Consider the following 7,709-nt stretch of genomic DNA (forward strand, 5'->3'; position numbering starts at 1 on the left):
GTATGAAACTCATCTCGTCACTCCTGCTGAGCCTGAGCTTGATTGGACTCTGTGTAGAGCCAACGGCTGCTGCAGAAAAGCAGGACAAATCGGCCAAACGTGCCGCCATCCTCATGCAAAAAATGAAGCAGGATTTGGAGGCTGAAAAATCTGCCCTGCAATCGCAGTTTGAGCAAGAAAAACAGGGCTTGTCGCAAGCCTTGGATCAGGCACAGTCTGCACAGCGCTCGCATTCGGCCAAATTACAGGGACAGCTCAAACGCAACCAGCAATTGCAGTCTGACAATCAGAAGCTCTTGCAGGAAAAAGACGCGTTATCTGCGCAACTCAAACAGTTGCAAACACAGCTCGCCGAAAAAAACCAGCAACTTGAGGCGGCCGAACAACAACTCAAGCTTGCACATGCGACGCAAGAGAGCAACGAGCAGCAACGCAAACAACTGCTTTCCAAAGTGAGTGACAACCACCAGAAGCTGACCAGCTGCGAAGAAAAAAATAGCCGTTTGTATGCGTATGGGCATGAGTTGGTGGATTTGTATGACAATGCCAGTTTTTATCAAAAAGTGCTGCGTTCAGAGCCGTTTTTTCAATTAAAGCGGGTTGAACTTGAGAATATCCTTCAAGAAAAGCACAGCCAGTTACTGGAAAACAAGGTCGACAAAGTTGCAACGCCTTAAGTGGCTTCCAGCATAGGCAGGTAGACGGTTTGATGATAGGCTTGCCTGCATGATGCGTTTAATTGATCACTGGTTCACGCGCGCAGAATGTGCGCGCATCTTTCCGTTTATCGGCTTTATTTTGCTGTTGGCCCTGCAGCCTTGGTTAGTGGATCTCTTCACTGCGCTGGGGGTGGCGGGGCAAGCGGCGTATTTGTGTCGCTGCTTGCTGGCCTTGTGGCTCCTGTTCTACTTTAAAGCCGATTATCGCGAGTTGACCGACAAGCCTGCGCGCGCTCAGATCGGGCTTGCCTTACTGGCGGGGGTGCTGGTGTTTTTGCTGTGGATTGCGCCTTACCCAGTCTGGTTGGGTGGGAGCGAGACACAAGCCATCGTGGCGATGCCTATGCAGACTGGGACGGACTTGTTCTGGTTAGCTTGCCGTTGGGCGGGTTCTGCATTGGTGGTGCCTGTAATTGAAGAATTGTTCTGGCGTTCGTATCTGATGCGCAGGCTGGATGCGAACGATTTTCTGACTGTGTCACCTGCCGCAGTCACGACTTATGCAATCCTGCTAAGTAGCGTATTATTCGCTGTGGAGCATCAACTCTGGTTTGCAGGGCTGTTGGCAGGATTGGTATATGCCTGGTTATACCGTCATTCCCAGGTGCTCTGGGTCGCAATCATTGCGCATGTCACCACCAATGCTCTCTTAGGGGCGTGGGTAGTGTTTGGTGACCATTGGCAATATTGGTGAACCGAGTGTGTAAGCGTTTGTCTTGAACAGCGCGTCTTGCTCAAGACGGCGGATTAAAAACCGTTATCAGGTTGCGAGTGATCGCAACAGAAGTTAAAAATAGCGAATATTAAAGGGTGATGATGAAAAAAATCGCATTGATCGTACCAGCACTGATGCTGGTAATGGCTGGTTGCAGCAAACATGATGAAGCCAGCAAAGGCGGCTCCCAGGTGGTTGCCAAGGTGAATGGCAGCGAAATTACCGTTCACCAGCTGAATTTTGCTTTGTCCAAACTGGGCAAGCTGGACCAGTCGCAAGTAAAAGCCGCGTCTGAAAAAGTGTTGCAGCAAATGGTAGACATGGAATTGCTCAAGCAAAAGTCTGTGGACGAAAAGCTTGACCGTGACCCGAATGTGTTACAAGTGCTTGAGGCCACCAAGCAGCAAGTGCTGGCGCAAGCCTATATGCAAAAAGTGGCTGCTAAACAGGGCACCCCTTCTGCAGCGGATATCCAGAAGTTTTATGACACGCATCCTGAATTATTCAGCGAGCGTAATGTGTATGTGATCCAGGAATTTGCCGTGAAAGATGGCACGCAACACGTCAGCGAAATTGAAGCAGGCATTAATGCTGCCAAGACGCCTGAGGAAATTGCGAAATGGCTGCAAGACAATAAATACGTCTTTAACGTGAATGCCAGCCGCAAAGCCGCCGAACAGTTGCCACTCGAGTTGCTCAAGCAGCTTAACGCATTGAAAGCCGGTGATACCTTGGTGGTCAAAAGCCCACAAGCGCTGGTTTTGCTGTATCTGGCCAAAGTCGATCGCCAACCGGTCAATTTTGACAATGCTAAACCAGTGATCCAGCAGTTCCTGGTCAACTCTGGGCAGCAAACACTGATCAAGAATGAGGTTGCGAGTTTGCGCAAAGAGGCCAAGGTCGAGTTTTATGGCGACTTCTCTAAAATGACCTTGAACGCTGACACCACTGCGCCTGCAGTCCCAGCAGCCAAACCAGAACCTGCAGCGGTTGCACCTACATCGCCAACAGATGCGACACATAATCAGGCGATTGAAAAAGGCTTGTCCGGCTTGTAAGCATCGACTTGCCAACGGAATGGCAGACCTGCCAAATCAACAAAAGCCCTGCATCTTGCGGGGCTTTTTTATGGGAGGATTTTCAGATGCAGACAAAAACCGTAATGCCGCTTTTGCAGTTGTGTAATTAGAAGGTGGGCATACAAAGCAAAATCAATGGTGTCAAAGATATTTATTTGCCAAAGGATAGCAGTCAATGAGAAAGCGAATTTACTTAAGCATCACTATGGCTGGACCATGAAGTGGTTTGTTTTTTTGTGTTCTGCTTATGCATTTTTAATCCTGATAAAGGTAATTCGTTTATTGCTGAGTCGCAGTAAATTTTGATCGTAGCAATCAACAATTAATTTAAACAAAATCAATTGATAGGCTATGAAGTCAAGCACGCTTAAGGGCACTCATTTACAGTCCGCAGTATGAAATAGACTCAATCATCAGCCTAAGCGAAGTGATGATCTTGCGGTTATCAATCGTCCTCTCAATCCTCTGAACGCACTAACCTTTAACCTTACCTCAAGCGCGCTGTTTTCTGCGCCAGGCCCAGCCGCCAGCGAGCAGCAAGGCCAATGGCAGCCCAAACTGAAACCCGTTAAACAGCAGCATAAGCCAGGTACGCTGCGTTGGTAATGCAATCACGGTGTCGCGTAACGGCGTCACGGGTAGGCTGACGCTAGGCTGGTTATTCACGACCCATTGCAGGCTTTGCAGGCTGAGTGCCAGGTTGCCGCCGCGCTGGATTTGCTGGTTAGAAAAAAAGTCTGGGCTCGCGATGACCAGAATGCGTTGTTTGTTGCCTGAGGCCAAGGGTTTTTCCAGCGCCAGCATCAACGTGGCCGGGCCGGGTGTATCTTTGGTGGCATTAAAGGTCATGGCGGAGGGCGCTGGATGTGCGGGCTGATAGCTTGCGCTTACCCAGCCTTGTTCTGCTGCTGCCACCAGAGGTAGGCTTTGCCACGGGTCATTCGGGATGCGCTGGTGCTCTATCGCGTGCGCCTGGTTGAAGAAGGTGCGCAAGCCAAATTCCTGCGTCGGTCCGCGGGCGCCATAGCGCTGGGTACTTAAATCATGCAGGGGAATATCAAACTGGCGATTGACTGGATCAATGACTATGCCTGGGCTAATGGTCAGGCGCAGGTCTTCTGCCAGTGCTTGCAAGCCCTGTGCCTGTGGCGAGGCGGTGAGCCAAACCAGGTTGCCGCCTTGTTGCACATGTTGGCGAATCGCCGCGATTTGTGTAGGCGAGTAGGGTTTGTCGCTCCCGGCCAGGACCAAGCTAGGTCGGGTTTTCGCTGGCGTGGCTGGCAGGTCTCCGGTCAAGACGGGAACGCCTGCATTTTGTAGGGCTTGTGCCAATTGGCTCAAGCCAGTGCCATGGGTGTCATGCAATGCATGGGCCGCGAGAAATTGCAGCGGGGCGCGTTCGCCATGCTGCAGGCTGAGTAAGGCATTGGTAAAGGCTTCTTCGGTGTAAGGCAAATACAGGCGCTGCTGCTGGCCGGCATAGCGGATCAGCATTTCGCCTTCTTTTTTAATCTGCCACTCTCTGGCCAGCGTAGGTGCGGTGGCCGGATCAATAAATTGCAGATGTATGCCGCGGTGTTGCTGCTGATAGCGCTGCACCAGCGCCACAATCGACTTGCGGAAATAGCGGCCCTTGAACGGGCTGTTGCTGCAAAAGGCGATAATCTCTATTTGCCCCGGCAGGTCATGGAGAACCTGCTGGCTGGCGGCAGATAAGGTGTTGCGATGATTGTGTGTCGTATCTGCCGCGGCATGAAACTGCCAGGCCAGCCAGCCCAGTCCCAGTGCCACAATCAGTAGCGCAGGCACCACCAGTTGATGCTGCCACCAGTGGGCAAGGCGCTGGTTGAAAGGAGGGACGGTGGAGGTGTCTTTGGGTGTATTAGCCATACAGTCGGTCCGCATGTAAACGCCGGATCGCCAGCAGCACAAAAAAGCCGGCAAACAAGACAAAAAACAGGATGTCGTAGCTATTGAGAATGCCCAATGCAAACTGGCGGTAATGTTGCATCAGTGAAAAATCATGAAACAGGGCCTGGTGGTCGTCGCTGAAAAACTTGTCCAGCAATAGCCAAAAAGTCAGCGCGGTCAGGCTACAAAATGCTGCCAGGATAGGGTTGGCGGTCAGGCAAGAAATATAGAGCCCGAGTGCACTGCTGGCTAGCATCAATAACCATAAGCCAAACGCATGCGTGAGCAGATAGGGCAGGTCAATTTCTGCCCAGGGCAGCAGCAGCGCGATCATCAGCACCATGCTGAGAATTAACAGACTCAAATAGCTGAGGATGCCAAGCAGCTTGCCCAGAATCAGTTCAGTCATGCTGAGTGGCGCGCTCATGAGCAAGGCCATGGTCTGGTTTTTGCGCTCTTCACTGATCAGCTTCATGCTCACCAGTGGCACCACAAACAGCATCAGCACGGCTGCCACACCAAACACACCTTCCGCCATAAACTGGGTGAGGCCGATACGCTGCACCTGCCAATGTGCGCTTTGCATGATCTCGAAATACTGGTTAAAACTCAGGCTGTAATAAGTGCCAACAATGGCCTGAAAGATGGCCAGCACCAGCCAGCCCATGGGTGTGGCAAACAGGCTGCGTAATTCTTTACGGGCAATGATCAGTATCATGGGCAACCCTGCGCTTACAAGCCCTTGATAATGCCGAAACGCACGGCAATATGTACCAGCTGGCCCGTGGTTTCGACGCCTAGCTTTTGCCGCACACTGGTCTGGATGTTGGCGACGGTTTTATAGCCAATATGCATGGCCTTGGCAATCGCTGCCAGCGCCTCCCCTTGGGCAATGCGTCTGAACACCTCAAACTCGCGTGGCGAGAGTTTCTGGATCGGGTTTTCCTGGCTTTCCAGGTGATACATTGACAAACTCTGCGCCAGTTCGTTATTGATATAGCGGCCGCCCTTGAGGATTTTCTGCACCGCTTCCAGCACTACTTCTGGCGGTTCGGTTTTGGTTACATAACCGCGAGCGCCTGCTTGAATCGCTCGCGTGGCATAGATGCAGTCATCATGCATGCTAAAAATCAACACGCGCATCTGCGGCTTGCGGTGCAAAATGCGTTTAAGCGTTTCCAGCCCCCCTATGCCAGGCATGTCCAGATCGAGGATTAGCAAGTCCGGGTGGTTTTTTTCCACCAGCAGGCAGGCTTCTTCGCCGCTCAATGCATCTTGCGTGACCTGGTGGTTGGCCTGCTCCAACATGGTCCGCAAGCCTTGTCTGAGCATGGCGTGGTCATCTGCGATCATTACTTTGGCCATGACGCGTACGACTCCTTACTTCTTGTTGGCAAAGGTGATGTTCACACATTTGTCGTTGGCAAATGTGAGTTCGGCGGTATTGAAATATTTATTCGGCGCATATTGAATCTTGCCCTGGTAATACCACATTTCAACGCTGTCACCTTCGCCTGCCGTCGCTTGACCTTTTTCCTGCAGGATCTGGTCAGCGTTATGGGGTTTAACGGCCACTTCCTTTTTCACCGGTTTGCCCAGTTGCTCTTCGACAAATTGGCGGGATTTTCCGCTATAAGCCTGCAAGAAGGGTTGCTCTAGCGTGTTGAGGTCTTTGGCTGCGAGCGAAAAAGGGAACAGCAGTACGATCAGGCCTTGCCATTTAGGATGTTGCATAGTCATTGACTCCCGGGTTGGTGGGTAAGGAAGAGGCAGGCAAAGCCTGCGGGTGTGCCTGCAAGGGCAATAGGCCGGTAATCAAGGTGCCTGCTTGCAAGCCACTCATGAGCTTGAAGCTGCCATGCAGGGATTCGATGCGTTCGCGCATGCCGACCAGGCCGACGCCTTCGGTGGCGAGTGAAGTATCCATGCCTTTGCCATTGTCACGTACTTCAATCTGCAACCACCATTTGTCCTGACGCTGGATCACCTGCAAATCGATCCAGACTTCGGTGGCCTGGGCGTGACGTGCAATATTGGTCAGCGCCTCTTGCGTCACGCGAAACGCCACGATATTGATATCTTCGTTTAAGGCATGCTCGCCGGTATCCAGCATCAAATGGCAATCCACGCGCGGATTGAGTTTTTTCCAGTCACTCACCAGTCGCTCGATGGCACCGACCAGGCCCAGTGAATCCAGCGCGGGTGGGCGCAGATGCTTGATCAGGGCGCGGATGGATTGCTGGACGTGTTGCGTATTGGAGGCGATTCTGACCGCAATCACATGCGCCTGCTCCGGCGTGCTTTTTTGCAGGGTGAGTGCATCCATACGGATCGCTGTCAGGTATTGCCCGGTTTCGTCATGAATCTCGCTGGCAATATATTTGCGCTCATGCTCCTGCACCTGCATGGCATGGCGCGCCAGCACACGGTTTTCTTTCAGAGTACGTTCCAGGTCCTGCTCGACTAGGCATTGCTCGGTCATATCTACCAGATACCCATGGATTTGTGCGGCCTGGTTGTCGCTGGGAGCCATGTAAACAAAGCGGGCACTCACATAACACGGCAGGCCATCCGGGCGGCGGATTTGCAGCTTGTTGAAATTGATTTCCTGCTGCTGTTGCAATTGCACAATAAATGGCAGCCAGTCAAAGCTGAACAACTCACGTGTATTGCGGTTGTGGCTCAGTGGGCGGCAAATACGCTCAAAGGCGCGGTTGTGCATGCCGATGTTGCCTTCCAGGTCCAGCACTACATTCCCGGTCAAATCTCCATCAAACAGGGTTTTATAGAGCTGCTGGCTGCTACTCAGACGCGCCTCGGTCTGTTTGCGGCGCTGGATTTCGGCATGAATCTCACGCCAGCGGCGCTGGCTGAACCACACACTGAGCAACACCAATACAAACAGGGTCAGTGGGACTTCGTCTAGTTGCGCATATTCATAGGTGAGTAGCCAGGCGTTCACACGTTCTGCCAGGTCGAATGCGGATGACAGCACAAAGGTGACGGCCACGCCTGCGATCACGATAAGCGTGTCACGACTGGCCCGACTGAGATGGCCGAGCTGATGAAATACCCTAAAGAATGGCATAGACCAATGATATGAATGCATGACTTGAAAGATCCACTCAGTCAGCGCAGAGCACATCTGCTATTGACGGTGTTGGCGGTCAATTTGCGCCAAGTGAATGTGCGCCACTATAGACCACATCCCTAAGCTGGCTGTAGTGAAAGATTCCCGTTGTGGGGTGTGATGCGATGATGAATTCTTGAATAGATGATAGGGAA

Annotated in this window: 8 protein-coding genes; 3 read left to right on the top strand and 5 right to left on the bottom strand. The window is 52.1% G+C overall.

What is annotated here, in order from left to right; all coding sequences use genetic code 11:
- The first annotated feature begins 2 nt into the window (after positions 1-2).
- From Q9292_RS00150 to Q9292_RS00160, 3 genes are all read left to right on the top strand, one after another.
- The gene (locus tag Q9292_RS00150; RefSeq protein WP_313983273.1) at positions 3-677 is read left to right on the top strand and encodes a hypothetical protein; all 675 of its coding nucleotides are present in this window, start codon (positions 3-5) and stop codon (positions 675-677) included.
- Positions 678-726: 49 nt separating this feature from the next.
- Positions 727-1,413 (top strand): CAAX prenyl protease-related protein, encoded by a 687-nt coding sequence (locus Q9292_RS00155; RefSeq protein WP_313983275.1) that lies wholly within the window; start codon positions 727-729, stop codon positions 1,411-1,413.
- A 119-nt stretch (positions 1,414-1,532) separates the two neighbouring features.
- The gene (locus tag Q9292_RS00160) at positions 1,533-2,492 is read left to right on the top strand and encodes an EpsD family peptidyl-prolyl cis-trans isomerase (RefSeq protein WP_228518682.1); all 960 of its coding nucleotides are present in this window, start codon (positions 1,533-1,535) and stop codon (positions 2,490-2,492) included.
- Positions 2,493-3,005: 513 nt separating this feature from the next.
- Here the strand turns inward: Q9292_RS00160 and Q9292_RS00165 are convergent.
- Genes Q9292_RS00165 through Q9292_RS00185 form a run of 5 tightly spaced genes read right to left on the bottom strand, consistent with a single transcriptional unit; the run spans position 3,006 to position 7,533 of the window.
- Positions 3,006-4,403 (bottom strand): DUF4350 domain-containing protein, encoded by a 1,398-nt coding sequence (locus tag Q9292_RS00165; protein WP_313983282.1) that lies wholly within the window; start codon positions 4,401-4,403, stop codon positions 3,006-3,008.
- Positions 4,396-5,142, bottom strand: a complete 747-nt coding sequence (locus Q9292_RS00170; RefSeq protein ID WP_194747403.1) for an ABC transporter permease — start codon at positions 5,140-5,142, stop codon at positions 4,396-4,398. Before Q9292_RS00170 ends, Q9292_RS00165 begins: the two co-directional genes overlap by 8 nt.
- 14 nt (positions 5,143-5,156) lie before the next feature.
- Positions 5,157-5,789 carry a response regulator transcription factor gene (locus tag Q9292_RS00175; RefSeq protein WP_194747401.1) on the bottom strand — a complete coding sequence of 211 codons (633 nt, stop codon included), beginning with the start codon at positions 5,787-5,789 and terminating at the stop codon, positions 5,157-5,159.
- Positions 5,790-5,804: 15 nt separating this feature from the next.
- On the bottom strand, positions 5,805-6,158 hold the full coding sequence (locus tag Q9292_RS00180; protein ID WP_194747399.1) for a hypothetical protein: 354 nt from the start codon (positions 6,156-6,158) through the stop codon (positions 5,805-5,807).
- The gene (locus Q9292_RS00185; RefSeq protein WP_228518681.1) at positions 6,145-7,533 is read right to left on the bottom strand and encodes a sensor histidine kinase; all 1,389 of its coding nucleotides are present in this window, start codon (positions 7,531-7,533) and stop codon (positions 6,145-6,147) included. The genes Q9292_RS00180 and Q9292_RS00185 overlap by 14 nt, the downstream gene beginning before the upstream one ends.
- Positions 7,534-7,709 lie beyond the last annotated feature (176 nt).

Origin of the sequence: Methylophilus sp. VKM B-3414 (genome assembly GCF_032248435.1) — a bacterium.
Taxonomy (GTDB): Bacteria; Pseudomonadota; Gammaproteobacteria; order Burkholderiales; family Methylophilaceae; genus Methylophilus; species Methylophilus glucosoxydans.

Excerpts from the sequence above, each read along its gene's own strand:
- Q9292_RS00150 (WP_313983273.1), top strand. The coding sequence starts at position 3 with ATGAAACTCATCTCGTCACTCCTGCTGAGCCTGAGCTTGATTGGACTC.
- Q9292_RS00155 (WP_313983275.1), top strand. The coding sequence starts at position 727 with ATGATGCGTTTAATTGATCACTGGTTCACGCGCGCAGAATGTGCGCGC.
- Q9292_RS00160 (WP_228518682.1), top strand. The coding sequence starts at position 1,533 with ATGATGAAAAAAATCGCATTGATCGTACCAGCACTGATGCTGGTAATG.
- Q9292_RS00165 (WP_313983282.1), bottom strand. The coding sequence starts at position 4,403 with ATGGCTAATACACCCAAAGACACCTCCACCGTCCCTCCTTTCAACCAG.
- Q9292_RS00170 (WP_194747403.1), bottom strand. The coding sequence starts at position 5,142 with ATGATACTGATCATTGCCCGTAAAGAATTACGCAGCCTGTTTGCCACA.
- Q9292_RS00175 (WP_194747401.1), bottom strand. The coding sequence starts at position 5,789 with ATGGCCAAAGTAATGATCGCAGATGACCACGCCATGCTCAGACAAGGC.
- Q9292_RS00180 (WP_194747399.1), bottom strand. The coding sequence starts at position 6,158 with ATGCAACATCCTAAATGGCAAGGCCTGATCGTACTGCTGTTCCCTTTT.
- Q9292_RS00185 (WP_228518681.1), bottom strand. The coding sequence starts at position 7,533 with ATGCATTCATATCATTGGTCTATGCCATTCTTTAGGGTATTTCATCAG.